Origin of the sequence: Rhizobium viscosum (genome assembly GCF_014873945.1) — a bacterium.
In the GTDB taxonomy this organism is placed as follows: Bacteria; Pseudomonadota; Alphaproteobacteria; order Rhizobiales; family Rhizobiaceae; genus Rhizobium; species Rhizobium viscosum.
Genome location: NZ_JADBEC010000001.1, coordinates 1,766,510 through 1,792,249, shown reverse-complemented (window position 1 = coordinate 1,792,249; position 25,740 = coordinate 1,766,510). Strand labels below are relative to the sequence as shown.

The 25,740-nt window shown below is 60.7% G+C and carries 23 protein-coding genes, 1 tRNA gene and 1 pseudogene; 10 read left to right on the top strand and 15 right to left on the bottom strand.

All coding sequences use genetic code 11. The annotated features are described in order from the left end of the window. Positions 1-41: 41 nt before the first annotated feature. A complete protein-coding gene (locus tag H4W29_RS09020; RefSeq protein ID WP_192728623.1) occupies positions 42-1,499 on the bottom strand; it encodes a mannitol dehydrogenase family protein in 1,458 nt (485 codons plus the stop codon). Beyond that, positions 1,496-2,911, bottom strand: a complete 1,416-nt coding sequence (gene uxaC, locus H4W29_RS09015) for a glucuronate isomerase (protein WP_192728622.1) — start codon at positions 2,909-2,911, stop codon at positions 1,496-1,498. The genes H4W29_RS09020 and uxaC overlap by 4 nt, the downstream gene beginning before the upstream one ends. Positions 2,912-3,080: 169 nt before the next feature. On the opposite strand from uxaC, the gene H4W29_RS09010 reads away from it, so the two are divergent. From H4W29_RS09010 to H4W29_RS09000, 3 genes are all read left to right on the top strand, one after another. Further along, the gene (locus H4W29_RS09010) at positions 3,081-3,290 is read left to right on the top strand and encodes a SlyX family protein (protein WP_192728621.1); all 210 of its coding nucleotides are present in this window, start codon (positions 3,081-3,083) and stop codon (positions 3,288-3,290) included. Between the two features lie 122 nt (positions 3,291-3,412). Beyond that, positions 3,413-4,039: a ribonuclease D gene (locus H4W29_RS09005; RefSeq protein ID WP_007814121.1), complete on the top strand. Its 627-nt coding sequence runs from the start codon at positions 3,413-3,415 to the stop codon at positions 4,037-4,039. A gap of 225 nt (positions 4,040-4,264) precedes the next feature. Then, positions 4,265-5,788, top strand: coding sequence for a hypothetical protein (locus tag H4W29_RS09000; protein WP_192728620.1), 1,524 nt, complete (start codon positions 4,265-4,267; stop codon positions 5,786-5,788). 89 nt (positions 5,789-5,877) lie between these two features. Here the strand turns inward: H4W29_RS09000 and rpsA are convergent, their stop codons facing one another. From rpsA to aroA, 4 genes and pseudogenes are all read right to left on the bottom strand, one after another. Then, positions 5,878-7,581, bottom strand: coding sequence for a 30S ribosomal protein S1 (gene rpsA / locus H4W29_RS08995; RefSeq protein ID WP_037100373.1), 1,704 nt, complete (start codon positions 7,579-7,581; stop codon positions 5,878-5,880). Between the two features lie 178 nt (positions 7,582-7,759). Then, positions 7,760-8,404, bottom strand: coding sequence for a (d)CMP kinase (gene cmk / locus H4W29_RS08990; protein WP_192728619.1), 645 nt, complete (start codon positions 8,402-8,404; stop codon positions 7,760-7,762). A gap of 4 nt (positions 8,405-8,408) precedes the next feature. Then, a pseudogene (locus tag H4W29_RS08985) lies at positions 8,409-8,706 on the bottom strand (FMN-binding negative transcriptional regulator). A gap of 1 nt (position 8,707) precedes the next feature. Further along, positions 8,708-10,060, bottom strand: coding sequence for a 3-phosphoshikimate 1-carboxyvinyltransferase (gene aroA, locus H4W29_RS08980; RefSeq protein WP_192728618.1), 1,353 nt, complete (start codon positions 10,058-10,060; stop codon positions 8,708-8,710). A gap of 276 nt (positions 10,061-10,336) precedes the next feature. On the opposite strand from aroA, the gene H4W29_RS08975 reads away from it, so the two are divergent. The 3 genes from H4W29_RS08975 to H4W29_RS08965 all read left to right on the top strand — a co-directional run bounded on the left by H4W29_RS08975 (position 10,337) and on the right by H4W29_RS08965 (position 11,816). Then, on the top strand, positions 10,337-10,717 hold the full coding sequence (locus tag H4W29_RS08975) for a TIGR02300 family protein (protein ID WP_192728617.1): 381 nt from the start codon (positions 10,337-10,339) through the stop codon (positions 10,715-10,717). Between the two features lie 149 nt (positions 10,718-10,866). Further along, a tRNA-Ala gene (locus H4W29_RS08970) sits at positions 10,867-10,942 on the top strand. 151 nt (positions 10,943-11,093) lie between these two features. Continuing rightward, a complete protein-coding gene (locus H4W29_RS08965; RefSeq protein WP_192728616.1) occupies positions 11,094-11,816 on the top strand; it encodes a YoaK family protein in 723 nt (240 codons plus the stop codon). Between the two features lie 75 nt (positions 11,817-11,891). On the opposite strand, the gene H4W29_RS08960 is transcribed toward H4W29_RS08965, so the two are convergent. Beyond that, a complete protein-coding gene (locus tag H4W29_RS08960) occupies positions 11,892-12,365 on the bottom strand; it encodes a hypothetical protein (protein ID WP_192728615.1) in 474 nt (157 codons plus the stop codon). 113 nt (positions 12,366-12,478) lie between these two features. Between H4W29_RS08960 and H4W29_RS08955 the strand changes: the two genes are divergently transcribed. Beyond that, positions 12,479-13,114: a trimeric intracellular cation channel family protein gene (locus H4W29_RS08955; RefSeq protein WP_192728614.1), complete on the top strand. Its 636-nt coding sequence runs from the start codon at positions 12,479-12,481 to the stop codon at positions 13,112-13,114. 3 nt (positions 13,115-13,117) lie between these two features. Here the strand turns inward: H4W29_RS08955 and irrA are convergent, their stop codons facing one another. Further along, positions 13,118-13,537: an iron response transcriptional regulator IrrA gene (irrA, locus tag H4W29_RS08950; RefSeq protein ID WP_192728613.1), complete on the bottom strand. Its 420-nt coding sequence runs from the start codon at positions 13,535-13,537 to the stop codon at positions 13,118-13,120. 303 nt (positions 13,538-13,840) lie between these two features. On the opposite strand from irrA, the gene fabA reads away from it, so the two are divergent. The 3 genes from fabA to fabI are packed head-to-tail and all read left to right on the top strand — an operon-like array spanning position 13,841 to position 16,445. After that, entirely contained in the window at positions 13,841-14,356 is a 516-nt protein-coding gene (fabA, locus tag H4W29_RS08945) for a 3-hydroxyacyl-[acyl-carrier-protein] dehydratase FabA (protein WP_007814145.1), read from the top strand. A gap of 45 nt (positions 14,357-14,401) precedes the next feature. Next, positions 14,402-15,637 (top strand): beta-ketoacyl-ACP synthase I, encoded by a 1,236-nt coding sequence (gene fabB, locus H4W29_RS08940; protein WP_192728612.1) that lies wholly within the window; start codon positions 14,402-14,404, stop codon positions 15,635-15,637. A gap of 1 nt (position 15,638) precedes the next feature. Continuing rightward, positions 15,639-16,445, top strand: a complete 807-nt coding sequence (gene fabI / locus H4W29_RS08935) for an enoyl-ACP reductase FabI (RefSeq protein WP_192728611.1) — start codon at positions 15,639-15,641, stop codon at positions 16,443-16,445. A 57-nt stretch (positions 16,446-16,502) separates the two neighbouring features. Here the strand turns inward: fabI and H4W29_RS08930 are convergent, their stop codons facing one another. From H4W29_RS08930 to infB, 7 genes are all read right to left on the bottom strand, one after another. Next, the gene (locus H4W29_RS08930; protein WP_192728610.1) at positions 16,503-17,519 is read right to left on the bottom strand and encodes a class I SAM-dependent methyltransferase; all 1,017 of its coding nucleotides are present in this window, start codon (positions 17,517-17,519) and stop codon (positions 16,503-16,505) included. A 133-nt stretch (positions 17,520-17,652) separates the two neighbouring features. Next, the gene (gene pnp / locus H4W29_RS08925; RefSeq protein ID WP_192728609.1) at positions 17,653-19,803 is read right to left on the bottom strand and encodes a polyribonucleotide nucleotidyltransferase; all 2,151 of its coding nucleotides are present in this window, start codon (positions 19,801-19,803) and stop codon (positions 17,653-17,655) included. 332 nt (positions 19,804-20,135) lie between these two features. Beyond that, the gene (gene rpsO, locus H4W29_RS08920) at positions 20,136-20,405 is read right to left on the bottom strand and encodes a 30S ribosomal protein S15 (protein WP_183745507.1); all 270 of its coding nucleotides are present in this window, start codon (positions 20,403-20,405) and stop codon (positions 20,136-20,138) included. Between the two features lie 152 nt (positions 20,406-20,557). After that, positions 20,558-21,409 carry an alpha/beta fold hydrolase gene (locus H4W29_RS08915; protein WP_192728608.1) on the bottom strand — a complete coding sequence of 284 codons (852 nt, stop codon included), beginning with the start codon at positions 21,407-21,409 and terminating at the stop codon, positions 20,558-20,560. Between the two features lie 86 nt (positions 21,410-21,495). Continuing rightward, positions 21,496-22,428 carry a tRNA pseudouridine(55) synthase TruB gene (truB, locus tag H4W29_RS08910; RefSeq protein ID WP_192728607.1) on the bottom strand — a complete coding sequence of 311 codons (933 nt, stop codon included), beginning with the start codon at positions 22,426-22,428 and terminating at the stop codon, positions 21,496-21,498. Between the two features lie 12 nt (positions 22,429-22,440). After that, positions 22,441-22,842 carry a 30S ribosome-binding factor RbfA gene (rbfA, locus tag H4W29_RS08905; RefSeq protein ID WP_192728606.1) on the bottom strand — a complete coding sequence of 134 codons (402 nt, stop codon included), beginning with the start codon at positions 22,840-22,842 and terminating at the stop codon, positions 22,441-22,443. Positions 22,843-22,917: 75 nt separating this feature from the next. Then, positions 22,918-25,674, bottom strand: a complete 2,757-nt coding sequence (gene infB, locus H4W29_RS08900; RefSeq protein ID WP_192728605.1) for a translation initiation factor IF-2 — start codon at positions 25,672-25,674, stop codon at positions 22,918-22,920. Between the last annotated feature and the right edge of the window lie 66 nt (positions 25,675-25,740).

Genomic DNA, 25,740 nt, shown 5'->3' with positions numbered 1-25,740 from the left:
ATCTCATGGCAGCCATGGGATGAGAAGGGCTGGCTAACCCTTCAATAAAGGGGTAGCCTGTTATCCTGGATGAGAATCTCCAGCTTGTTCGCCACGTCCTCGGTCCACGCGATATTCGCGGTGAGCGCCTTCGGAAACAGCCCTGGCAGCTTGAACAGTGCAGCTGAGACCGCCCCGCCATTGCGTGGCACATCGGCAATCAAAGCCGTAATCTCCCCAGCTCGAGGATCACGCAACTCATAGCGCTCGCCATTGCGGTCGATGCCCATCGCATAGCGCATCCAGGCTGCGACGGCGATGGCATAGGTCTCCGCCTTGCTACCCTTGGCAAGCGCTTCCGTTGCCGGCTCCAGCAGTCGCTGCGGCAGTTTCTGCGTGCCGTCCATGGCGATCTGATAGGTGCGGTGGGCGATCGCCTTGTTTGCAAAGCGTGCTATCAATTCGTTCGCATAGACGTCGAGGTCGATCCCGGGAACCGGATCCAGCGTTGCCGCCGCCGCATTCATGTGCCGGCGCGCGAGTGCTGAAAGTCCGGCATCATCCATGACATCGCGGACGAATTCATAGCCTGCTGTATAGCCGAGATAGGCGAGCAGCGAATGCGCGCCATTCAGCATGCGTAGCTTCATCTTCTCATAGGCCGAGACTTCCTCGACCATCAGCGCGCCGTGAACCTCCTCCCAGGCAGGACGGCCGTTGGCGAAATGGTCTTCGATCACCCATTGGGTGAAGGGCTCCGTCTCGATTGCCGCCAGGTCCGTACGGCCCGTCAACCGCTTGGCATCGGCATAGGTCGCGTCGGTGCTTGCCGGTGTAATGCGGTCGACCATCGTGGACGGGAAGGGCACATTCGCCTCGATCCAGTCGCGCAACTCGGCATCGATACGGGCCGTGAATTCCAGAACGAGACGCTTGAGCACCGCGCCATTGCTCGGCAGGTTGTCGCAACTGAGTGGCGTAAAGGGCGCGATACCCTTTTGCCGGCGTCGCGCCAGACCCTCGACGAGGTAACCGATGACGCCACGCGGTGCATGCCGGTTGGCAAGGTCGGCGATGATATCGGGATGCTTGAGATCAAGCCCTCCGGTAGCCGGATCGAAACCATAGGCTTTCTCCGTCACCGTCATGCTGACGATGCGGATATCAGGGTCTTCGAGCCGTGCCAGCAGGCCCGCCGGATCGCGCGGCGCCACATGTGCTTTCAGGATCGAGCCCATAACATGCGCCGTCGTGCCCGAAGTATCGCGGATCAGCACCGTATAGAGCCCGTTCTGGGCGGAGAGATTGTCCGCGACATCGGGCGTGCGCAGGCTCGCCACCTCGATGCCCCAGTCGCCGCCGGCAGCCGCCAGTGCGCCATCCGTGAAAGGTGCGAAATGCGCACGGAAGAAGGCACCAGGGCCGAGGTGCAGGATGCCGGCCTTCAGGGCATTGCGGTCATAGGCAGGAAGCTTCGCCGTCGGCGCAAGGCCGGTTACGTTCTGCAGTCTGTCGCTCACAGCTTGTAGGCCTTCTTTGCATTGTCATAGGAAAGTTCGCGTGCGACAATCTCGGCTTGCTTCCTGGAAATCCGGTGCTCGGCCGCCAGCTGCGCCAGGAAGCGGCAGACCTCGCGGCGCCAGACATCGTGGCGGGCAGGGATCGACAGCAGCGCACGCGTATCGTCGTTGAAGCCGGCGAGATTGGCAAAGCCAGCCGTCTCCACCACTTGGTCGAGGTAACGGCGGATGCCAAGCGGGCTGTCGTGGAACCACCAGGGCGGGCCGATCATCAGGCAGGCCCAATGGCCGGCCATCGGCGCGAGTTCGCGGGCATAGGTCGTCTCGTCGAGCGTGAAAAGCAGGATGCGCAGATCAGGTGCATGGCCGTATTTCGACAGCAGCGCATTGAGGCCGCCGACCCAGTCGGTGCGCGTCGGAATATCGGCGCCCATGTTCGGTCCGCGGGTTTCGAAGAGCTCGCGGTCGGTATTGCGGCGCGAACCGGCATGGATCTGCATCACCATGCCATCTTCGGCAGAAAGGCCGGCCATTTCCGTCATCATCTGCCCACGGAAAAGTTCCGCGTCGGCGGCTGAAAGCGACCCCTTCAGTGCCTTTTCGAGCAGCGCCTGCTTTTCAGTAAGCGCTAGATCGGCGGTAAAGGCACTCGGCACGCCGTGATCGGTTGCCGTCGCCCCGAATTGACGGAAATAGGCGCGCCGTCTGCGATGCGCCTCAATGAGGCCATCCCATTTGGTGATGTCGCAGCCAGTGATCTCTCCGAACTTGATCAGATTGTCGCGGAAGCCGACGGCATCCGGATCGGTGACGCTGTCGGGCCTGTAGGTGGTGCGCACTTTGCCGATCCAGCCGTCCGCCGCCATCTTCTGGTGATGCGGCAGCGGGTCGAGCGCGCCTTCGGTCGTGGCGATCGTCTCGATGCCGAAGCGCTGGTGCAGCGCCCGCGGCCGGAACTCAGGAAGCTTGAGCTGTGCATTGATGTGGTCGTAGAGCGCATCGGCGCTGTCGGTCGTCAGCGGCTCGGTGCAGCCGAGCACGGCCGACATGGCGTGATCGACCCAAAGGCTCGACGGTGTCCCGCGGAAAAGATGGTATTTGGCGGCGAAAGCGCGCCAGATATCGCGGCCGCTCGAAACCGTCTTGCCGTCGAGACGCGGCACACCGAGCTGGTCAAGCCTGGTGCCGGTGCTGTGCAGCATACGGAAGAGGTAATGATCGGGAATGACAAGCAGCGAAGAGGCGTCTTCGAAGGCCTTGTCGTCAGCGAACCAGGATGGTTCCGTGTGCCCGTGCGGGCTGACGATCGGAAGAGCGCGCACCGTCTCATAGAGATCGCGCGCTATTGTCCGCGTTGTCGGATCGGCGGGAAAGAGCCGGTCCGGATGAAGAAAGCCATTGCCTACATCCATCAGTTTTCCTCCCTGATGGACAGTGGCCTACCCCACATCATCAGACGCGGCAAGGCCTTTTGGTAACCAGACGGTCCACTTTCGGATCGTTTTCGCGAGGACTCGAAACCATTGACGCTCTGGCCTATTTCGGCTTTGGAATGCCACCTGGTATCAGGGGAGAAAACCGATGTCCGACGAGGCAGCCCGCATCACAAGGCTCGAAGAAATGCTGGCCCACCAGGCAAAGACGATCGACGAACTTTCCGATCAGCTTGCCCAACAATGGAAGGTCATGGAGCAGACGCGCGCCAAGCTCGACCGATTGACCGAGCGCTTCCTCAGTCTCGAGGAGCAGTCGCTGGAAGCGCCGGCGATCACCAAGCCGCCGCACTACTGAGCGGCCCTGCCGCCGAACCGTGCTCGGCGGCGTCCGAAGGCTTCCTGCAGCAGGAAAGCGGTTTCGCGCTTTCGCCCTTTGCGCTATAGCCCGGAAAGACGAAGCTGAACGAGAGACATCCCATGGCGGCCACCATTCGTTATCACCAGGGCGATATTTCCGCGGCGGACGCCGCCCGTTACACTGGCGCGATCGCGATCGATACCGAAACGCTGGGCCTCGTGCCTCGCCGGGACCGCCTCTGCGTCGTGCAGCTTTCGCCGGGTGACGGCTCTGCCGATGTGATCCGCATCGCGGCCGGCCAGAAGGAAGCGCCGAACCTTACCGCGCTGCTTGCCGATCCGTCACGCCAGAAGATATTCCATTACGGCCGCTTCGATATCGCCGTACTCTTCCATACGTTCGGTGTCACCGCGACGCCGGTCTTCTGCACGAAGATCGCCTCGCGCCTCATCCGTACTTACACGGATCGTCACGGCCTGAAGGATAATCTCAAGGAAATGCTCGACGTCGATATCTCCAAGACGCAGCAATCTTCCGACTGGGCTGCCGAAACCCTCTCGCAGGCGCAGCTCGAATATGCCGCCTCCGACGTGCTCTACCTGCATGCGCTGCGCGACAAGCTGAACGAGCGCCTGATTCGCGACGGCCGTCTGGAGCATGCGACGGCGTGTTTCGAATTCCTGCCGACGCGCGCCAAGCTTGATCTTCTTGGCTGGGAAGAGGCGGATATCTTCGCCCATAGCTGATATGCCCTTTTATCGGACATGCCGGCACGGCCGTAGACTGGGCGTCTGCGGCCGTTAGCTATTCGTTAGGATATTTTCAGTAACATTATTCTTAATTTTTATGCATTCGACGGCGCGAAATGCGCCGATGCGGACAGGAGGATCTGCCGGGATGCAAGAGGCCGGATGAGCGCGGTCTCTTTGTAGAACCTGCTTTCATAGCCACTTTGCGAAAGGAGCGTGCCTGTGTTGTCTCCCATTCGTTCAGCGTCCAATGCAAGCCTTTCTTCTCAGGGCCAGACGGCGGCAATCGTTGCCGGTGGCCTCGACCGTTCGGTGGTCGCCCCCACCCCGGTGAATGCAGTTGAAGCAGCCGACCTCAATGCCGCGATTGCCGGCAAGCTCAATATTCTGCTCATTGCCGCGCGCCAGCGCATGATTGAAGCGCTTCTCGACATCATCAATGCTACGGGACGCAACATCGCACTACAACGCGGTGAGGGCGAATCCGATCAGGCCTTTGCCGCCCGTGTCGCTGATGCCATCCGTCGCATGCCCGATGCCGAGATCGATGCGGTCGAGCGTCAGCTTTCCGACGACGGACATAGCCTGCCGCTGAGAGTGATCGCCGCTGCCCTCAAGGACCCGACCGGGCCGGAGGCCACCCGTGTCATCGCCTATTTCGAGATTATCAGTTACAAAGACAGGGATCTCGCAGCCCGCGCCGTTGTCCGCTCTTATCGCCAGAATGATGCCGCGCCGCTGCCGCGCACCGAGCCGCGGCCGGAAATCAAGCTTCAGGGAGAAAACCTGTCCGCTGCACGTCAGTCCGCCGCAAAACCGGTTGAAAGTGCGGCGATGTCCGCTGCCGAAGAAATCGTTTCGGCCGAAGCAGTTGTTGTCATGACGACCGATCCAACCGTCGAGGACCAGCAGACCGGCAGTCAGCCCGCCACAGCGGCGCATGAAGCTTCATCGCAGGCGACCACCTTGAGAGAGACAGAAGAGGTCCAGGCTGCGCCGGTAGAACAGGAAGCGGTCGAGCCGGAACAGGCCGGGCCTGCTCTCGAACAGCAGACGATCTCCCCTAAGTCTGATCCGGTTATCCCGCGCAACTGGACCGGCATCGCCAGCTCCATGACCGAACAGGTTTCGCAAATGATCGCAACGATCATCCGCGAGCAGGAAGCAACTGTTCTGTTGACGGATACGCCCGTCGAAGCCGCCGTCGAAATCGATGTTATGCTGGACGAGGCCGTCATCAGCGAGGCGACGGAGAGCCTGGTTCGCACAACCCCGGAAGATGTGATCGAGCCTGCATCTGCCCAGGCCGCCCAGGCTTCTCGCCCATCTCAGGCAGAAGTCGCTGCGGCTGCCCAGACAGCGCGCCCTATCAGGGAAGCCGCTGCACAGCCGCAGCCGGTTCCCGTCCCGGTCGTCGAGACGCCTTCCTACGTTCCGCTCGCGGCCCGCATGCCGGAAGGGTTTCCCTACGCGCAAACGCCTTACCAGTTCGCCCGCGATGAATATAAGGCGACCAAGGCCGATGAACTCCCTCGTCGCCATCACGAAAACGGCAGCTCGCAGGATCAGCAGCAACAGCAGGCGCAATCCGGTCAGGGTGGCGACGAGCAGCAGGCCGGCGGGGAGGAAGCTCCACGAGAGGAGCGGCGACAGCCGAAAATGTTTGATCCCGATCCGTCTGCTGCTCCGGCAACGGTTGCCGACCCGGTCTATGCCCTCTACCAGCGCATGGTCGGCTGGGAATAATCCAGCCGGGAATTCAAATGCTCTCCCAAAACGAAAGAACCCGCCGGATCGCTCCGGCGGGTTCTTCATTTCAATGGATCAGCGAAGGATTATTCGCCGCCGCGGTTCTTCAGAGCCGCGCCGAGGATGTCGCCGAGCGAAGCGCCCGAGTCGGACGAACCGAACTGAGCAACGGCTTCCTTCTCTTCCGCGATTTCCAGAGCCTTGATGGACAGCATGATCTTGCGGTCCTTCTTGGAGAAGTTGGTAACGCGGGCGTCAACCGTCTGGCCGACCGAGAAGCGCTCAGGACGCTGCTCGTCGCGGTCGCGGGCGAGGTCTGCGCGACGGATGAAGGAAGTGATGTCCTCGTGGTTGACGAGCTTCACTTCGATACCGCCGTCGTTGATCGCGATGACTTCGCAGGAAACGACTGCATTCTTACGCAGGTCGCCGGAAGCTGCTGCTTCACCAACTGCATCCTTGCCGAGCTGCTTGATGCCGAGCGAGATGCGTTCCTTCTCGACGTCGACGTCGAGAACGACTGCCTTGACGACGTCGCCCTTGTTGAACTCCTCGATGACCTGTTCGCCCGGACGGTTCCAGTCGAGGTCGGAGAGGTGAACCATGCCGTCGACATCGCCGTCGAGGCCGATGAACAGGCCGAATTCGGTCTTGTTCTTGACTTCGCCTTCGACTTCAGTGCCGGCCGGATGGCTGCGGGCGAATGCTGCCCACGGGTTTTCCAGCGTCTGCTTGAGGCCGAGCGAAATACGGCGCTTGGACGGATCGACTTCGAGAACGACGACTTCGACTTCCTGGCTCGTGGACAGGATCTTGCCGGGGTGAACGTTCTTCTTGGTCCAGGACATTTCCGAGATGTGGATCAGGCCTTCGATGCCCGGCTCCAGCTCGACGAACGCACCGTAGTCGGTGATGTTCGTGACGGTACCGGAGATCTTCTTGCCTTCCGGATACTTGGCCTGGATGCCATCCCACGGATCGGACTCGAGCTGCTTCATGCCGAGCGAGATGCGGTGGGTTTCCTGGTTGATGCGGATGATCTGAACCTTGACCTGCTGGCCGATGTTCAGGATTTCCGACGGATGGTTCACGCGGCGCCATGCCATGTCGGTGACGTGCAGCAGGCCGTCGATGCCGCCGAGGTCAACGAACGCACCGTAATCGGTGATGTTCTTGACGACGCCGTCAACAACCTGGCCTTCTTCGAGGTTCTGAACGATTTCAGAACGCTGCTCGGCACGGGATTCTTCCAGAACCGTACGGCGCGAAACCACGATGTTGCCGCGGCGCTTGTCCATCTTGAGGATTTCGAAGGGCTGCGGGTTGTGCATCAGCGGAGTGACGTCGCGGATCGGACGGATGTCGACCTGAGAACGCGGCAGGAAGGCGATCGCACCGTCGAGGTCGACCGTGAAGCCACCCTTGACCTGGTTGAAGATAACGCCTTCGACGCGCTCGCCAGCTTCGAACTTGGCTTCGAGCTTGATCCAGCTTTCTTCGCGGCGAGCCTTCTCGCGCGACAGAACAGCTTCGCCAAGCGCGTTTTCGATGCGCTCGACATAGACTTCGACTTCGTCGCCGACCTTCAGCGAACCGTCCTTGGCACGTGCGCCGAATTCCTTGAGCGCGATGCGACCTTCGACCTTCAGGCCGACGTCAACAACGGCGACATCCTTTTCGATGCCCGTGACGATACCCTTGGTAACATAGCCTTCAGCCAGATCGTTCTTGGCAAAGGACTCTTCGAGAAGGGCCGCGAAATCCTCGCGAGAGGGAGTTGCTACTGACATAAAATCTCCTGCGTGGCCTTCGATAGCGTCAAGGCCCACGTATGCGCCGGTTGGTTCGAGTTGAATGGGCCTGAACCCAGTCCGCCCTCTTTCAGGAAGGCAATCCGGCGCTTGGACGGAATTTCAGGCTTGCTTTCGCATGAGCGTCCCGCGCACGAAGCGCGGAAAACCGCTTGATTTAGGCATTTCGGTTCAAGGCAGCGTCGATAATCGACTGAGCAGCTTGAAACGCGGCCTCTATACTCATTTCCGACGTGTCAAGCAAGTGCGCATCGACTGCCGGTTTCATCGGGCTGTCCGCCCGGTTCATATCGCGATCGTCACGTCGTTTGACGTCGTCGAAAATCGCATCGAAATCTGCTGTACCACCCTTGCCGATAATCTCGTCGTAGCGGCGTTTTGCACGCACTTCCGGCGAGGCCGTCACATAGAGTTTCACTGGTGCGTCGGGGCAGACGACGGTGCCGATATCGCGCCCGTCGAGAACTGTCCCCGGCGCTTTCTCGGAAAACCGCCGCTGCGCCTCGACCAGCGCCCGGCGAACCGCCGGCATGACAGCAATCTTCGAGGCGGCTTCGCCGATCTCATGTCTCGACAATATATCGCGATCCAGACCGGCGAGTTCAACCTCGCGTGCCATCTTTTCGGCGACCGTCTCGTCGTCGAGCGGCAGGCCGGCATCGATGAGCGCCTTGGCCGTCGCCCGATAGGTGAGGCCGGTATCAAGATGATGGAAGCCGTATTGCTCGGCGATCCCTCGCGAAAGCGTGCCTTTGCCTGCCGCGGCAGGGCCGTCGATGGCGATGATGAAGCTGCCGGTCATGAAGTCATTCCGTGCTGAGGCCGCCGTAACGGCGCACCAATTCCTGCATTTCGGCTCGCTCTGCCATCTCGTCGAGGCCCTTGGCAACACCCTCGCGGTCGGCGACCGGCCGATTCTGGCTTACTTTCCACTTGCCCCTCGATCGCGGCGATTTCGATTTCGACACCGATGATACCTTTGAGCTGTGCACGGATGAAGTCCTCCGGCGCACCTGCCGTGATCAGCAGGCCAAGTGGATGCGTACGGATCAGCGCATGCTGCACATTGAGATCGTCTTCGCGGAAATGCGATGGCCGGTACATATCAAGCCTGCTCGATCTTCGCCCCGAGGCTCTCCATCAGATCCATGAACTGCGGAAAGCTGGTCGTAATCATACTGCTGTCATCGATGCCGACAGGATGTTCCGAAGCCAGCCCCATGACAAGGAAGCTCATGGCGATACGATGGTCGAGATGCGTGACGACCCGTTCGCCTGCAGCATTGCCGAACCCCTTGCCGTCAGGCCGGCCGGTGACGGAAAGCCAGTCCTGGCCTTCTTCGCATTCGACCCCGTTGAGCTTCAACCCTTGCGCGATGGCTGAGAGCCGGTCCGACTCCTTGAACCGCAGCTCCTGCAGGCCGTTCATCACCGTCCGGCCCTTGGCAAAGGCGGCGGCGACGGCAAGAACCGGATACTCATCGATCATTGAGGGTGCCCGCTCCGCCGGCACGGTGACGCCCGTTAGTTCTGAGTGGCGCACGCGCAGATCCGCGACATCCTCACCGCCCGCAAGTCGTCGATTGAGGATCTCGATATCGGCGTCCATTTCCTGCAGCGTCAGGATCAGCCCGGTTCTCGTCGGGCTCATCAGCACATTGGAAATGGTGATGTCCGAGCCTGGTACGAGCAAAGCCGCGACGAGTGGGAAGGCGGCGGAAGAGGGGTCGCCGGGCACGTCGATGATCTGGCCGGTCAGTCTGCCGCGGCCCTGCAGCTGGATCGTCCGGGTGCCGTGCTTGTCGGTCTTGACTGATAGTTCTGCGCCGAAACCAGCCAGCATCTTTTCCGTATGGTCACGCGTTATCGCCGGCTCGATAACCGTCGTCACACCCGGTACATTGAGACCGGCCAGCAGTACCGCCGATTTTACCTGCGCCGAGGCGACGGACAGGGTGTAACGGATCGGGGCCGGCGTTTCCGGCCCGCGCAATATGACAGGCAGGCGGTCGCCTTCCACTGCCTTCACCTGCACACCCATGCGGCGCAACGGATCGAGCACGCGGCCCATCGGCCGTTGGGAGAGCGAGGCATCGCCGGTGAAGACCGTGTCGAAATCATAGACGCCTGCAAGGCCCATGGTCAGGCGTACGCCGGTACCAGAATTGCCAAAATCGAGCGAAACCTCTGGGGCAAGCAATGCGCCGTTGCCTGTTCCGTTGATGATCCACGCGCCGCCATCCTTGCGGATCACGGCACCCATGGCCTGCATCACCTTGCCGGTATTGAGCACATCCTCGCCTTTGAGGAGTCCGAAAATGCGCGTTTCCCCCGATGCCAGCCCGCCGAGTATCAGCGCGCGATGTGAGATCGACTTGTCACCGGGAATACGGACGGTTCCGGAAAGCCCAGACGATTTGCGGGCGATGGCCGGCTTCGATGCGGAACCCTGCGACATGGGTTAATCCCTTGCAAAGGCAATATATTCGCGCCGCTCAAAGCGCGCTGCCGGTATGTTTTCCCGGTTGGCCTTGCGGCAATCGCTGCTGGTTAGCACAAACTTGCCGGGAGGTCATCCGGCATGCCGGGCAAAAGCCTGAAGCGCCCTGTGAAGTTTAGCTTTGACACGGGAAGCCGTAGCGATTAAGGGGACCGGCTTATAAATTCCGAATAGAACGCCGGTTTGACGGCATTTGCCGAATCTTCGCATTCGGCCATTCTCACGAGGCTTATAGTGGCGAAAGCGGAACTTGGTACCAAGCGCACTGATCCGGAAACCGGCAAGAAGTTCTACGACCTGAACCGGGATCCGATCGTTTCTCCTTACACGGGCAAGTCCTACCCCCTGTCCTTCTTCCAGGAAACCTCGGCAGCCGCTGAAGTTCAGGACGAGGATGAGGTCGCAGAAGTCGATACCGAAAACACCGAAGTCGAACTGGTTTCGCTCGAGGACGCCGATGACAATTCCGGCGGCGACGACATCCCCGATATGGGCGATGACGATGTCGAAATCGAAGGCGATGACGACGATACCTTCCTTGAAGCCGATGAAGATGACGAAGATGACGACATGAGCGACATCATCGGCGTCACCGGCGACGAAGACGAAGTCTGATCCGACGAATATCGGCCCGGATGACAAAAATTTTCCGGGCCGAATTTTTTAGGCTTGCTATCTGCGAAAACCGCAAGTAATAAGCCGCCACTCCAGAGGAAACGCCCTCCGGAGTATCCCAGGACCGGCGCAAGCCGGACCACCCTGATGGGGCTATAGCTCAGCTGGGAGAGCGCTTGCATGGCATGCAAGAGGTCAGCGGTTCGATCCCGCTTAGCTCCACCAAATCTCTCCAAACGCGGTTCTGTAAGTACTTCAGGTCAGCATAACTGACATTCTTCAGTGATTGCTCAGTTGCTGCTTTGCTGACGGCTGAAAGCAGGTTCATATATTGGTCGTCGAGGTCAGCCGATTCGACGCTTCCCGGACCCGAACCATGACACGAGCAAGACGCCGCCGCATCATCAGAACCCGCAGGACCGCGACCGGTCTCGCGCTGGTCGGCTCGATTTCCTTTCTTGCGGGAATGACGGATGCGACCGGCCTGCTTCTGACCGGCGACTTCGTATCCTTCATGACGGGCAATACGACACGGGCGGCACTGGCGCTGAGCAGCGGTGATGTCAGGCATGCTGCCGTGCTTGTGTCGGCCATCATCGTCTTCGTGCTCGGCAATGCCGCCGGCATCGTCGTCGCGCACCGGGCCGACCGGCGCATCTTCGTGGTGCTCTGCTGCGTCAGCCTCATGCTGGCACTAGCCTCTATGATGACGCTGCGGGATCTGTTGATGACACGTTTCTATATGATCGTTCTCGCAATGGGCATGGTGAATGCGGCGGTCGAGCATATAGAAGGGCTACCGATCGGCCTGACCTATGTCACCGGCGCGCTGTCGCGCTTCGGCCGCGGCATAGGCCGCTGGATCATCGGCGACCGGCGCCTCGACTGGACTATCCAGATCGTGCCATGGGGTGGCATGGTGCTCGGTGCTGTCAGCGGAGCCCTCATGACACGTCTTGCGGGCGCGCAGGCGCTGTGGCTGGTCTCTGTCTTCGCGATGGCGCTGGCGATTGTGGCCCTGTTTATTCCCCGCCCACTGCAGCGTCGGTTCAATCAAAAGATCGGAACCTCCGGCCCGCATTCGGCGCGTGCCAGATAACCGCCCCGTTGGGGATGCCTTCGCGAATGGTACGGCCTCGCCGGCCGCACCTCGGCGTTCTTTCCGAACTGAGGCCTATTTCTTGGAGATGGTGACGAATTTCGTACCCCGCACGCGGGTAGTGACGACGCAAGGATCGCCGCCGGTGCGGTCGCAGAATCGCGGGTTCATTTTCATGGCGAGCACCATATTGCCGAAACGCTGGACGAAGTCGTAGCCATAGATCTGCGCGGTCGCGATCATGAAGTAGCCGCCTTCGGCCACCTGCAGATAAAAATTATAGGTGCAGCCGTCTTCGTTGCATTGCGGACCCTTCTGGCCGTCGCAGGTGAGTTCGCCCTCGTTGACGACCGCGTCCATCAGCCCGTCATTGTTGATATCCTGGCGGGTGAGGAAGCCCTCACCGAAGGATGCTTCCGTGCATTGCTCCTGGAAATGCTTCTTCTCGTAGATCTCCGGGTCAGAGATCAGCGATTGCTGTGCGAAGGCCGCGACTGGCATAACCAGCAGCAAAACGACGTTCAGGAGTACGGGCAACAGCGTCTTCACGGCTTTCCTCTTATGGATAAAGGCTCTCTGGCCTTCCATTCTGAGTGCGCCGCCTTGCGCCGCCCTTGCCGCGATGATTCAGTGTGCCTCGTTCCGCCGGTTTGGAGGCCTTGATGTCATTGCTTGTTTATCTCGATTACGCCGGCATTGCCCTCTTTGCCGCAACCGGCGCGCTGGCCGCCTCGCGCAAGCAGCTGGACCTGATCGGTTTCCTGTTCTTTGCGATCGTAACCGGCACCGGCGGCGGCACCGTACGTGATATTATTCTCGGCCGCGTGCCGGTCTTCTGGGTTTTGAATCCGTTCTATATCGTCATCTGCTGCATCGCGGGCATTGTCGTCTTCTTTACCGCACATCTCCTGGAATCGCGCTATCGCCTGCTGATCTGGCTGGATGCGGTCGGTCTTGCCGCCTATTGCGTGCTCGGCGCCGCCAAGGGGCTGGCCGCGACCGGCTCGCCGACAATCGCCATTGTCACCGGCGCCCTGACGGCGACCTTCGGCGGCATCCTGCGCGATCTCCTGGCAAACGAACCATCCGTGCTGCTGCGCCCGGAAATCTACGTGACGGCAGCCCTGGTGGGATCCGGTGTCTTTACCAGCGCCAACGCGCTAGGCGCTGAGATCTATATCGCGTCGGCCTGCGGTGTCGCGGCAGCCTTTGCGGTGCGTGGCGGAGCCCTGTGGTTCGGCTGGACGTTCCCGACCTATAAGCACAGGCCCGGCCGGCATCCTGACGATGTGATGTAAAAGTCAGCCCTGCTTCTGCCGCAGACGGATCACCACGTCGACATGGGCGATTTCCATGCCCTCGGGCGGCAACGGCAGATTGGCGATCGTCAGATTGCTGATCGGAATATCGAGCACCTCGTTTTCGCCTTCGACGAAAAAGTGATGGTGATCGGAGACATTGGTGTCGAAATAGGTCTTGGCGCTCTCGACGGCGAGAACGCGGATCAGACCGGCCTCTGTGAACTGATGCAACGTGTTGTAGACCGTCGCGAGCGACACCGGCACGCCGGCGGCAACCGCTTCCTCGTGCAGTTCCTCGACGGTCAGGTGCCGGTCGCCCTTCGCAAACAGGAGGTCGCCAAGCGCGACGCGCTGGCGGGTGGGACGCAGGCCTGCGCTGCGCAGCCTGACCTCAATGGCGATCGGGGTCTCACCCGTCATTAACACCAACTCCGGTTATTCTGGCGAAAAGCAATCATGTTTGTTCAAAGCGATATAACTTTTGCGCAAAAGCCTTTCAATAGTTCAATGGGGACAAGAGCCCTCGAAAGGCCGCAAAAACGGGCTTTTGACGCAATTAGGTCTGGTCGCGGCCTTGGCCTTCCTGTATGCGACCACCAAATACTGGCTCAGGCCCAGTCCGGAACGAAGAAATGAAGCCGCCATGCTTGCGCTTCATTTTCTCGTGAACTTGGACTAAAGACACACATCCATCGCCAAGAACGCGGGGGGAAACAGAGATTTATGACGACCAGACAGTCCAGCTACTCGTATGAAGAACTTATTGCCTGCGCACATGGCGAGCTGTTCGGGCCTGGCAATGCGCAACTGCCTTTGCCGCCTATGCTGATGGTTCATCGCATCACGGATATCTCTGAAACGGGCGGTGCCTTCGACAAGGGCTATCTGCGGGCCGAATACGATGTTCGCCCTGACGACTGGTATTTCCCCTGCCATTTCGAAGGCAATCCGATCATGCCCGGCTGCCTCGGCCTTGACGGCATGTGGCAGCTGACCGGCTTCTATCTGGGTTGGCTCGGTGAACAGGGCCGCGGCATGGCGCTCTCGACCGGCGAAGTGAAGTTCAAGGGCATGGTCCGTCCGCACACGAAGCTGATTGAATACGGTATCGATTTCAAGCGCGTCATGCGCGGCCGTCTGGTGCTCGGCACTGCCGATGGCTGGCTGAAGGCGGATGGCGAAACCATTTATCAAGCGACCGATCTTCGCGTCGGTCTCTCGAAAGACAAGACGGCCTGAAACCGCATTTCGAGCGGCTCACGAAAACAACAAGGGTTTGATCAGATGAGACGGGTAGTTGTCACGGGTCTAGGTGTCGTGTCTTCGATCGGAAACGACGCGGCCGAAGTCACCGAATCCCTGCGCCAGGCAAAGTCCGGTATTTCCTTCTCCAGCGATTTTGCCGAACACGGCTTCAAGTGCCAAGTCTGGGGCAGCCCCAAACTCGGCGCCGACAAGCTCGCCGAACTGGTCGATCGCCGCGCCATGCGCTTCCTCTCGCAGGGCGGTGCCTGGAACCATGTTGCCATGAAGCAGGCGATCGCCGATTCCGGCTTGGAAGACAAGGAATACAGCGAAAACGAACGCGTCGGCATCATCATGGGCTCCGGCGGTCCGTCCACGCGCACGCTCATCGAAGCCGCCGAGATCACCGTCAAGAACAACAGTCCGAAGCGCATCGGCCCCTTCGCCGTGCCGAAGGCCATGTCGTCTACCGCATCCGCAACGCTTGCCACCTGGTTCAAGATCCATGGTGTCAACTATTCCATCTCATCTGCCTGCTCCACGTCAGCGCACTGCATCGGCAATGCAGTCGAAATGATCCAGTGGGGCAAGCAGGACATGATGTTTGCCGGCGGCCATGAGGACCTCGACTGGACCATGTCGAACCTCTTCGATGCCATGGGCGCCATGTCCTCCAAGTATAACGACACGCCGGAATCGGCTTCGCGCGCCTATGATGTCAGCCGTGATGGCTTCGTCATCGCCGGCGGCGCAGGCGTCCTCGTGCTTGAAGAGTTGGAACATGCCAAGGCGCGCGGCGCCAAGATCTATGCGGAAGTCGTCGGCTACGGCGCGACCTCCGACGGCTATGACATGGTCGCTCCCTCGGGTGAAGGTGCTGCGCGCTGCATGCGCCAGGCGCTGGCGACCGTGAAGGGCGATATCGACTACATCAACACGCACGGGACCTCGACGCCGGTGGGCGACAGCAAGGAAATCGGCGCCATCCGCGAAGTCTTCGGCGACAAGCTGCCGCATATCCAGTCCACCAAGTCGCTGACGGGCCATTCGCTCGGCGCCGCCGGCGTGCAGGAATCGATCTATTCCCTGCTGATGATGCAGGAAGGCTTCATCGGCGAAAGCGCACATATCAAGGAACTCGATCCGGAATTCGACGGCGTGCCGGTCGTCCGCAAGCGCATCGACAATGCGAAGATCGACCTCGCCCTCTCCAACTCCTTCGGCTTCGGCGGCACCAACGCCACGCTCGTATTCCAGCGCTATAACGGACAATAACATGACGGGAATCATGCAGGGTAAGCGCGGCCTCATCATGGGCGTCGCAAACAACCATTCGATCGCCTGGGGGATTTCGAAGGCGCTCGCTGCACAGGGCGCAGAACTGGCTTTCACCTTCCAGGGCGATGCACTTGGCAAGCGCGTCAAGCCGCTGGCGGCTGAACTCGGCTCCGACTTTCTGCTCCCCTGCGATGTGGAAGATATCGCTTCGGTCGATACGGTCATTGAAGCGATCAAGGAGCGCTGGGGCAAGCTGGATTTCATCGTCCATGCCATCGGCTTTTCCGACAAGAACGAGCTGAAGGGCCTCTACGCCGATACGACGCGCGAGAATTTCAGCCGTACCATGGTCATCTCCTGTTTCTCCTTCACGGAGATCGCCAAGCGCTGTGCGCCGTTGATGGAAGATGGCGGCACCATGCTGACCCTGACCTATAACGGCTCCACACGCGTCATTCCGAACTACAACGTCATGGGTGTCGCCAAGGCTGCTCTGGAAGCTTCCGTGCGTTATCTGGCAGCCGATTACGGTCCGCGCGGCATCCGCGTCAACGCTATCTCGGCAGGCCCGATCCGCACACTCGCCGGCGCCGGCATTTCCGATGCCCGTGCCATCCTGTCATGGAACCAGCGCAACGCACCGCTGCGCAAGACCGTCACCATCGATCACGTCGGCAGCTCGGCACTGTACCTGCTTTCGGATCTCTCGATGGGCGTGACGGGCGAAATCCACTTCGTGGATGCCGGCTACAACATCACCTCCATGCCGACACTGGAGACGCTGCGCAAGGCAGACGTCGAGTAAGGCCGGACAAGGCTCAAAAAGAAAAGGCGGCCATCGGCCGCCTTTTTTATTGTCCATCTATTTTCGGGCCCACAACACCTTGAAACGGGCATTGCGGCAGGTTTCGCCGCTGTCCTTGAAATGCTCCGCAAGCACCGGTTCATATGGCAGGCCGCGGTTGGCCACCAGCATCAACCGCCCGCCGCCGCGCAGCGAAGAGGCCGCCGTCTTGATCATCGCCTGTCCGAGTGAGGGCTCAGCCGCATGGCCCTCATGGAAGGGCGGGTTCATGATGACGAGATCGTATTTGTCCCGCACCTGCTCGCCTGCCAGATCGTGCCAGAAGAAGCGCACAGGCGCGTCCGGGCAATTCTCCGCCAGATTGGCCTTGGCGGCCTCCAGGGCCTCGTGGTTGGCCTCGTAGAGGTCAAGGCGGGCAAGGTTTGGAGACTTCTGCGCCAGTTCGATGGAGAGATAGCCCCAGCCGGCGCCGAAATCGGCCGCATCGCCGGTAAAATCGGTTGGCAGTCGCGAGGCGAGAAGCTGCGAACCGGCGTCCAGCCGGTCATGCGAGAACATGCCGGGCGAGGCAATGAAGCGGCCGTCGACACGTACTGACGACTTGCCGAACTTCGCAACGATCTCGCTGACATCGGCCGGCCGGCCGAACCAGAAGGCGACACCATGATATTTCGGCATATGCTCGGTATCGAGGCCGAAACCTTCCACACGCTTGCGCAGCGGCTGGATACCGTCCTCCTTGCCGCCGGCGACGACGATCAGCCCGCCAGCCTTCACGCGGGAAAGGGCGGCGGCGATATTGGCTTCGTTTTCGCCCTTGTGCTTGGTGCAGAGCACCAGCGCTGCATCATAGTCTTCACCGTCGATCTCCGGCTTCGCCTCGATGCGCTGCGCCAGAAGCTGCCTGTAGAGGGGCTTGAAGCCCTGTACGGCCTCCAGGGACGCGGTAAAGCCCTCGGGCAGTGCGAAGCCCGCCTCGGCGCCGAGGAAGAGCACACGCTCGCCTTCGCCGGGCGGCGTGACGGTTTCGCTGGCAAAGGGGTGGAAAAGGGTCTTCAGCGTCTCGCGGCTCATGATCTGGTCCCGTCATCTGGAGCAATTCCAGGAAACTGCGCAGCGGTTTTCGTCCGCAATTGCGCAAAGGTCGAATACAAAAAAAGGGCGCGGAAACAGTCCCGCGCCCGGATATCAGCGGAGAAGGCGCGGCTTATTCGGCCGCTTCATCCTTCTTCTTGTCGCCCTTTTCGGCGGCCGGGATTTCCTGGCCGGTGGCCTGGTCGACAACCTTCATGGACAGGCGGACCTTGCCGCGCTCGTCGAAGCCGAGCAGCTTGACCCAGACCTTGTCGCCTTCCTTGACGACATCCTGGGTCTTCGCGACGCGCTCGGAAGCAAGCTGCGAGATGTGCACGAGACCATCACGGGCGCCGAAGAAGTTGACGAAGGCGCCGAAGTCGGCGGTCTTGACAACAGTACCTTCGTAGATCTGGCCAATTTCCGGCTCGGCGACGATCGAGTGGATCCACTTGCGGGCGGCTTCGATTTCCTTGCCCGAGGAGGAGGCGATCTTGACGGTGCCGTCGTCCTCGATGTTGATCTTCGCGCCGGTCTTTTCGACGATTTCGCGGATGACCTTGCCGCCGGAGCCGATGACTTCGCGGATCTTGTCGACCGGAATGTTCATGACTTCGATGCGCGGAGCGAATTCGCCGAGCTGGCCACGGCTTTCGGTGATGGCCTTGGCCATTTCGCCGAGGATGTGGGCGCGACCACCCTGAGCCTGGCTGAGAGCGACCTTCATGATCTCTTCGGTAATACCGGCGATCTTGATGTCCATCTGCAGCGAGGTAATGCCGTCAGCGGTACCTGCAACCTTGAAGTCCATGTCGCCGAGGTGGTCTTCATCACCGAGAATGTCGGAGAGGACTGCGAAGCGATCACCTTCGAGGATCAGGCCCATGGCGATACCGGCAACCGGCTTTGCGAGCGGTACACCTGCATCCATCAGCGCCAGCGAGGTGCCGCAGACGGTTGCCATGGAGGACGAACCGTTGGATTCGGTAATTTCAGAGACCACACGCAGCGTGTAGGGGAACTGCTCTGCCGACGGCAGCATCGGGTGGATGGCGCGCCATGCAAGCTTGCCGTGGCCGATTTCGCGACGGCCCGGCGAACCCATGCGGCCCGTCTCACCGACCGAGTAGGGCGGGAAGTTGTAGTGCAGCATGAAGTTTTCCTTGTACATGCCCGTCAAGGAATCGACATACTGCTCATCTTCGCCGGTGCCGAGCGTGGCAACGACGATGGCCTGGGTTTCACCACGGGTGAAGAGGGCCGAACCGTGCGTCCGCGGCAGCAGGCCGACTTCGGCAACGATCGGGCGAACTGTTTCCAGATCGCGGCCGTCGATGCGGCTCTTGGTGTCGAGAATGTTCCAGCGAACGATCTTGGCCTGCAGGTGCTTGAAGATCGCGCCGACTTCTTCGGGCGTATACTTGGCTTCGACGCCTTCCGGCAGGAAATGAGCCTTCACCTTCGCCTTGACGGCGTCGACGGCGGCGTAACGGTCAGCTTTCTGGGTGATCTTGTAGGCTTCGCGGAGTTCCGCTTCGAAATGCTTCAGCATTTCGCCTTCGAGTTCGGAATAGTCTTCCGGCTGGAAGTCACGCGGCTCCTTGGCGGCCACTTCGGCGAGCTTGATGATCGCGTCGAGAACCGGCTGGAAGCCCTTGTGGCCGAACATGACGGCGCCGAGCATGACGTCTTCCGGCAGTTCCTTGGCTTCGGATTCAACCATCAGAACGGCGTCGTAGGTACCGGCAACGACGAGGTCGAGGGTCGACTCGTCCATCTCGTCGAGATGCGGATTGAGAACGTATTCGCCGTTGATATAGCCGACGCGCGCGCCGCCGACCGGGCCCATGAAGGGAATGCCGGAAAGCGTCAGCGCAGCGGAGGTCGCGACCATGGACAGGATGTCCGGATCGTTCTCGAGGTCGTGCTGGATGACGGTGACGACGACCTGCGTGTCGTTCTTATAGCCTTCCGGGAAGAGCGGACGGATCGGGCGGTCGATCAGGCGAGAAACGAGCGTTTCGTTTTCGCTCGGGCGACCTTCGCGCTTGAAATATCCGCCGGGGATCTTGCCGGCCGCATAGGTCTTTTCCTGATAGTTGACCGTCAGCGGGAAGAAGTCCTGGCCGGGCTTCGGCGCCTTGGCGGAAACGACGGTCGCGAGAACGACGGTTTCGCCATAGGTGGCAAGCACGGCGCCGTCAGCCTGACGGGCGATCTTGCCGGTCTCGAGCTTGAGCGGGCGGCCTGCCCACTCGATTTCTACTTTATGTGTATCGAACATGTCTTGTCCTTCAATGCAGCCGACGCGCCGTCTCCGTGAGGAGCAGCACAGCGTCGACCACAATCAGTGTGACGCATCACGGGCAAGACAACGGGAAGCTTCGAGCGGACGATTTCCCTTGGGAAACCGGGCCAAAGCTCTTGCGAAACTCTGGCCGAAAGCATCCGGCAATCCTGCCCCATGACAGGTCAACGATTGGTCTGGCAGAACCGGCCCATCCGGGCCTGCCGTCTTTCCGTTCACGCAGATAGCGCGCGCCTGGAAAATGTCACCGGGAGAGGTACTCCCGAAAAACATTCGGCGGGCGAAGTGCTTCGCCCGCCGAAAAATCATTAGCGGCGGATACCCAGGCCGTTGATCAGCTTGGTGTAGCGGCCTTCGTCCTTCTTCTTGAGATAGTCAAGAAGCGAGCGGCGGCTGGAAACGAGCGTCAGCAGACCACGGCGGGAATGGTTATCCTTCTTGTGGTCCTTGAAGTGTTCGGTCAGGTTGTTGATGCGCTCGGTGAGGATCGCAACCTGTACTTCCGGCGAACCGGTGTCACCTTCGGCGGTCGCATATTCCTTGATCAGCGCAGCCTTGCGCTCAGCAGTGATCGACATCGGACAATCCTTTCGTTGAGAGGAATTTAAGTCGCCAAAAGCCGGGATGTCGTCCAGCCTTGGTCGCGAATGCAATCGGGGATACCCTGATGCTGGCGCTGCCTATAAACCAAATAAGCAGCGTTGGAAAGAGGGGGGCACCCGTAGCGGTTTCAGCGTCCCGCCATGGCATCCCGGATCATTGCATCGTATCCTTGGGGATCCTGCAGCATGGCGAAATGGCTGGCATCCTTCAGGATGACGAGTTTTGCACCTGGAATTTCCTTCGCCATCATCTCCGTATGGTCAATCTTCACGGCCTCGTCATGATCGCCGATGGCGAGCGTGACGGGTATCGTGATCTTTCCGAGATCCGCTGCCGTCCAGGAAGGCTGTGTCGCCCACATTTCCGAGATTTGTTTGACGAAAGCGTCGTATTCGTTCGGCGTCGGCGACAGCTTCTTGTAATATTCGCCAGCGACATTGATGTAGTCGTTGAAGGTCTTGTCGTTCATGACGTCGGATTTCACGCCGTCGGTCGTGACATTTGCCGCCTGGGCGATGACGCGCGTGAGTTTCTTCGGATATTTCATCGCCATATCGATGCCGATGATGCCGCCGTCCGACCAGCCGACCAGCGTCACCTTGCCGATTTTCAGATAGTCGAGAAGTGCTGCGTAATCCGATGTCATCAGATCATAGCCGAAGGGTTGCTGGCTGCGCGTCGAGCGCCCATGCCCGCGGCTGTCAGCGACGATGACAAGGTGATCCTTGGCGAAATCGGCGACCTGATGGCCCCAGACATCGGCATTTCCAAGCCCGCCGTGGATGAAGAGGATCGGATCGCCCTCGCCATATTCGGCGTAATACATCTTGATATCGTTGACATCAGCCATGCCGCTCGCCTTCGGCTCCGGCATGGGAGGAAAGGCCGGAAGTTCGGCCCAGCGCTCGCCAGATTGAGCGGTCGAAACCGTGAGAAACAGCGAAAAGAATGTCAGTATTCCCAATGCAATTCTGCCCATATTCTTCCCCTTTGACGGGCCGTTATGACCCGTCGGGAAACATATCGCATCGTTGCCTTCTGACAATTGCCGCGGTTGTGTAACCGTCAGCCGAAGACGCGCTTCGGCCGGAATTCACCCTGTCCGATCTCGCCGATCGCGATCAGCCTGCCGCGAGCCGTGGCATAGGCCTCGCTTTCGGCAACCGGCGCGTCGCGACCACGCACCAGGATAGGGTTGCCCATTTTCAGCCGGTGCGCCTGATCATCGCTGACGACAAGGTGCGGCAGGGCCGACAGCGCCTCGCAGGTATCGATCAAGAGTGCGTCGAGGGCGGCAAGACGTTCATCAATGTCCTCGATCTCTTCGAGCGCGGTGAGCTTTGCAAGCGGCACCATCGTCTCTTCGGCAAAGGGTGCTACGAAGGTGCGGCGCAGGCCGGAAATATGGCCGTAGCAGCCGAGCTCACGGCCGAAATCGCGGGCAAGCGCCCGTACATACGTGCCTTTGCCGCATTCCACCTCGAAATGCGCCGTATTGGCATCCGGGCAGGCGAGAAGCGTCAGACGATGAACCTCAACCTCGCGTGAGGGGATCTCGACCGCCTCACCGTCGCGCGCCAGATCATAGGCGCGTTCGCCGGCAATTTTGATCGCGGAAAACTGCGGCGGCACCTGGCTGATCGTGCCGATATATTTCGGCAGGATATCGCGGATTTGCTGCTCGTTCGGGCGCTTTTCGGAGCTCTGCGTCACGTCTCCCTCGAGGTCGTCGGTCGCCCGTTCTTCACCCCAACTGACAGTGAATTCGTAGATCTTGCGGCCGTCCATCACATAGGGAACGGTCTTGGTGGCATCGCCGAGCGCGATCGGCAGCATGCCCGAAGCAAGCGGGTCGAGCGTGCCGGCATGGCCGCATTTCTGCGCCTTGAAGAGCCACTTGATCTTGGAAACGGCTTCCGTCGAGCCGAAATCCACCGGCTTGTCGAGGATCAGCCAGCCGGAAATCGGGCGGCCCTTGGGTTTGCGAGGTCTGGACATCGGTATCTTCTGTTATTCGTCGTCATTGTCGAGATCGCGGCTCACCTCGGGCGAGCGCAGCAGGTCGTCGATCTTCTTGTAATTGTCAAAGCTGGTGTCGTCGCGGAAGCGCACTTCCGGCATGTATTTCATCTGCCGGAGCTGCGGTCCAAGCCGGCCCCGGATGAACTTCGCATTACGGTTCAGCGCGTTGATGACGATCGCGTGGTCGGAAACGCCGAGCGGCGTCACATAGGCCGTCGCGATCTTGAGGTCGGGCGACATGCGCACTTCCGAGATCGAGATCACGGTCGCCTCGATGATGTCGTCGCGCACTTCACCACGCTGCAGCACCTGGGTGATTGCTGCGCGAACCTGCTCGCCGACGCGCAGCATGCGCTGCGACGGTGCCGAGGATGTGGGTCTTGTTGCCATTGTTCTTTATCCCAAAAGGATCGGGCGCCGGACTGGATGATCCGGCGCCCGTCCAAGATTTCAATCGTGATCCGATCAGAGCGTGCGCGTGATATGTTCGACGCGGAAGCACTCGATCGTGTCGCCGGCGCGGATGTCTTCGTAATTCTCGAAGGCCATGCCGCATTCCTGGCCCATCGGCACTTCGGAGACTTCATCCTTGAAGCGCTTGAGTGTCTTGAGCTTGCCTTCGTGGATGACGACGTTGTCGCGGATGAGGCGCACGCCCGCACCACGCTCGACCTTGCCTTCCGTGACGCGGCAACCTGCGACCTTGCCGACCTTGGTGATGTTGAACACCTCCAGGATCTCGGCATTGCCGAGGAAGGTCTCGCGCCGTTCCGGCGAAAGAAGACCCGACATCGCTGCCTTCACGTCATCCACGAGGTCGTAGATGATGTTGTAGTAGCGGATCTCGATACCTTCGCGCTCGGCGAACTGGCGTGCCTGCGTATTCGCACGCACGTTGAAGCCGATGATGGCTGCACTGGACGCTTCGGCGAGCGAGATATCGGATTCGGTGATGCCGCCTGCGCCCGAATGGACGATACGGGCCCGAACCTCGTCGGTGCCGAGCTTGTCCAGGGCGCCGGCAATCGCTTCGATCGAGCCCTGCACGTCGCCCTTGATGACCAGCGGGAATTCCTTGACGCCGGTGCTCTGCAACTGCGTCATCATCTGCTCCAGCGAACCACGCTGTCCCGACTGGCGGGCAGCCGCCTTGTCGCGGGCAAGGCGCTGACGGTACTCCGAGATTTCGCGTGCGCGGCTTTCGCTTTCGACGACGGCGAATTTGTCGCCTGCCTGCGGCGTGCCGGAAAGACCGAGAACCTCGACCGGGGTCGCCGGACCTGCCTCCTTCACATGGTCGCCCTTGTCGGTCACGAGGGCGCGTACGCGGCCCCAAACGTCACCGGCAACGATGATCTGACCCGGACGCAGCGTGCCCTTCTGAACGAGCACTGTCGCCACCGAGCCGCGACCGCGGTCGAGCTGGGCTTCGATAACAGTACCTTCTGCCGTCCGGTTCGGATTGGCCTTGAGGTCGAGAATTTCAGCCTGCAGCAGGATCGCCTCAAGCAGCTTGTCGAGGTTCTTGCCGGTCTTGGCCGAAACTTCGACGTCGAGCACTTCACCGCCCATGGATTCGACAAAGACTTCGTGCTGCAGAAGCTGGTTGCGAACCTTCTGCGGGTCGGCCTCGTGCTTGTCGATCTTGTTGATCGCCACGATGATCGGAACGCCGGCCGCCTTGGCATGATTGATCGACTCGATCGTCTGCGGCATCACGCTGTCGTCAGCCGCGACCACCAGGATCGCGATGTCAGTGGCCTGCGCGCCGCGGGCACGCATCGCCGTGAAGGCTGCGTGGCCGGGAGTGTCGATGAAGGTGATCTTCTGGCCGTTCTGCTCTACCTGATAGGCGCCGATATGCTGCGTGATGCCACCGGCTTCGCCGGCGACCACGTTGGCATGACGGATTGCGTCGAGCAGCGAGGTCTTGCCGTGGTCGACGTGGCCCATGATGGTGACGACAGGCGGGCGCGAAACCAGTTCGCCCTCGTCGTCGGATACGTTGAAGATGCCGAGTTCGACGTCGGATTCGGAGACGCGCCTGACTGTATGGCCGAATTCACCGGCAATGAGTTCAGCGAGGTCGGCGTCGATGACGTCGCCCGGCTTCATCATCTGGCCTTCCTTCATCAGGTACTTGATGACGTCAACGGCACGTTCCGACATGCGCTGAGACAGTTCCTGGATGGTGATGGTTTCGGGCAGAACGACTTCGCGGGAGATCTTCTCGCGCGTTTCCTGCATCTGGCTGCGGCGGAATTTTTCCTGCCGGCGGCGCATGGCCGAAAGCGAACGCCCGCGCGCGTTGCCGTCGTCATCGACGTCTGCCGTCGTCACGGTCAGCTTGCCGCGGCGGCGCTCTTCCTCGCTCTTCGGACGGGTTGTCACAGGCTTTGCGGGCTCCGGACGAACCGGGCGGCCGCGGACCGGACCGCCGCGCGAAGCGCCACGGTCTTCATCTTCGCCTTCATTACGGCGACCACGGACGCCTGCCGGCGCGCTCGGCGCAGGCCGGGCGGTTGAGGGCGACGGAGCGGTTTCCGGGCGGCGAGCGACCGGTGCGGATGCCGGCTGCTGTGGACGCGGAGTTTCAGCACGTACTTCCGCTGCAGGAGCCGATGCTTCGGCCACCGCTGCTGCAGCAGCCTCGGCCTGGCGTGCAGCCTCTTCGGCGGCGCGCAGCTTGGCTTCTTCCGCCTCTGCAGCCTGACGTGCAGCCTCTTCGACGGCACGGCGCTTTTCTTCCTCGGCACGACGGACGGCGTCATGTGCGTCACGGGCCTGCGCTTCGGCAAGCGCGCGGCGGCGGGCATCCATTTCCTCGGGCGAAAGGTGGTTCAGAACCACGGGGCGTGGACGATCCTGCTGGCGCTGCGGCTGGTAGGATTGCTGCGGACGCTGGTTGGCCTGCTGTGGGCGCTGATTGTTCTGGCCGCCGGGCTGTTGCACGCGCGGAGCCGGAGCCGGCTGCTGCGGGCGTGCCTGTACGGGCGCCGGCGCCGGTTCGGGCGCGCGCACCGGGGCAGCCGGAGCAGGCGTTATCGGCTTTTCATCTTCAGGGCGCATCGGGCGCCGCTTGCGGGTCTCGACGACAACCGCTTTGGTGCGACCGCGACCCATATCCTGGCGAACGGTACCCTGGCTCATCCCTGACGGTTTGAGGGTGAGGGTCTTCTTCCCCGTTACGCTGATTGTCTTGTCGTCGTTGCTGTCGGTCATTCGTTCCCGTTCCTTCGGACAGGGAACGATGAAGCCATCAGACCCTGTCAATCACATACAATCGAT

Coding starts and splice junctions, on each gene's coding strand:
- uxaC (WP_192728622.1), bottom strand. CDS start 2,911: ATGGATGTAGGCAATGGCTTTCTTCATCCGGACCGGCTCTTTCCCGCC.
- H4W29_RS09010 (WP_192728621.1), top strand. CDS start 3,081: ATGTCCGACGAGGCAGCCCGCATCACAAGGCTCGAAGAAATGCTGGCC.
- H4W29_RS09005 (WP_007814121.1), top strand. CDS start 3,413: ATGGCGGCCACCATTCGTTATCACCAGGGCGATATTTCCGCGGCGGAC.
- rpsA (WP_037100373.1), bottom strand. CDS start 7,581: ATGTCAGTAGCAACTCCCTCTCGCGAGGATTTCGCGGCCCTTCTCGAA.
- cmk (WP_192728619.1), bottom strand. CDS start 8,404: ATGACCGGCAGCTTCATCATCGCCATCGACGGCCCTGCCGCGGCAGGC.
- aroA (WP_192728618.1), bottom strand. CDS start 10,060: ATGTCGCAGGGTTCCGCATCGAAGCCGGCCATCGCCCGCAAATCGTCT.
- H4W29_RS08965 (WP_192728616.1), top strand. CDS start 11,094: ATGACACGAGCAAGACGCCGCCGCATCATCAGAACCCGCAGGACCGCG.
- H4W29_RS08955 (WP_192728614.1), top strand. CDS start 12,479: ATGTCATTGCTTGTTTATCTCGATTACGCCGGCATTGCCCTCTTTGCC.
- irrA (WP_192728613.1), bottom strand. CDS start 13,537: ATGACGGGTGAGACCCCGATCGCCATTGAGGTCAGGCTGCGCAGCGCA.
- fabA (WP_007814145.1), top strand. CDS start 13,841: ATGACGACCAGACAGTCCAGCTACTCGTATGAAGAACTTATTGCCTGC.
- fabB (WP_192728612.1), top strand. CDS start 14,402: ATGAGACGGGTAGTTGTCACGGGTCTAGGTGTCGTGTCTTCGATCGGA.
- fabI (WP_192728611.1), top strand. CDS start 15,639: ATGACGGGAATCATGCAGGGTAAGCGCGGCCTCATCATGGGCGTCGCA.
- H4W29_RS08930 (WP_192728610.1), bottom strand. CDS start 17,519: ATGAGCCGCGAGACGCTGAAGACCCTTTTCCACCCCTTTGCCAGCGAA.
- pnp (WP_192728609.1), bottom strand. CDS start 19,803: ATGTTCGATACACATAAAGTAGAAATCGAGTGGGCAGGCCGCCCGCTC.
- rpsO (WP_183745507.1), bottom strand. CDS start 20,405: ATGTCGATCACTGCTGAGCGCAAGGCTGCGCTGATCAAGGAATATGCG.
- H4W29_RS08915 (WP_192728608.1), bottom strand. CDS start 21,409: ATGGGCAGAATTGCATTGGGAATACTGACATTCTTTTCGCTGTTTCTC.
- truB (WP_192728607.1), bottom strand. CDS start 22,428: ATGTCCAGACCTCGCAAACCCAAGGGCCGCCCGATTTCCGGCTGGCTG.
- rbfA (WP_192728606.1), bottom strand. CDS start 22,842: ATGGCAACAAGACCCACATCCTCGGCACCGTCGCAGCGCATGCTGCGC.
- infB (WP_192728605.1), bottom strand. CDS start 25,674: ATGACCGACAGCAACGACGACAAGACAATCAGCGTAACGGGGAAGAAG.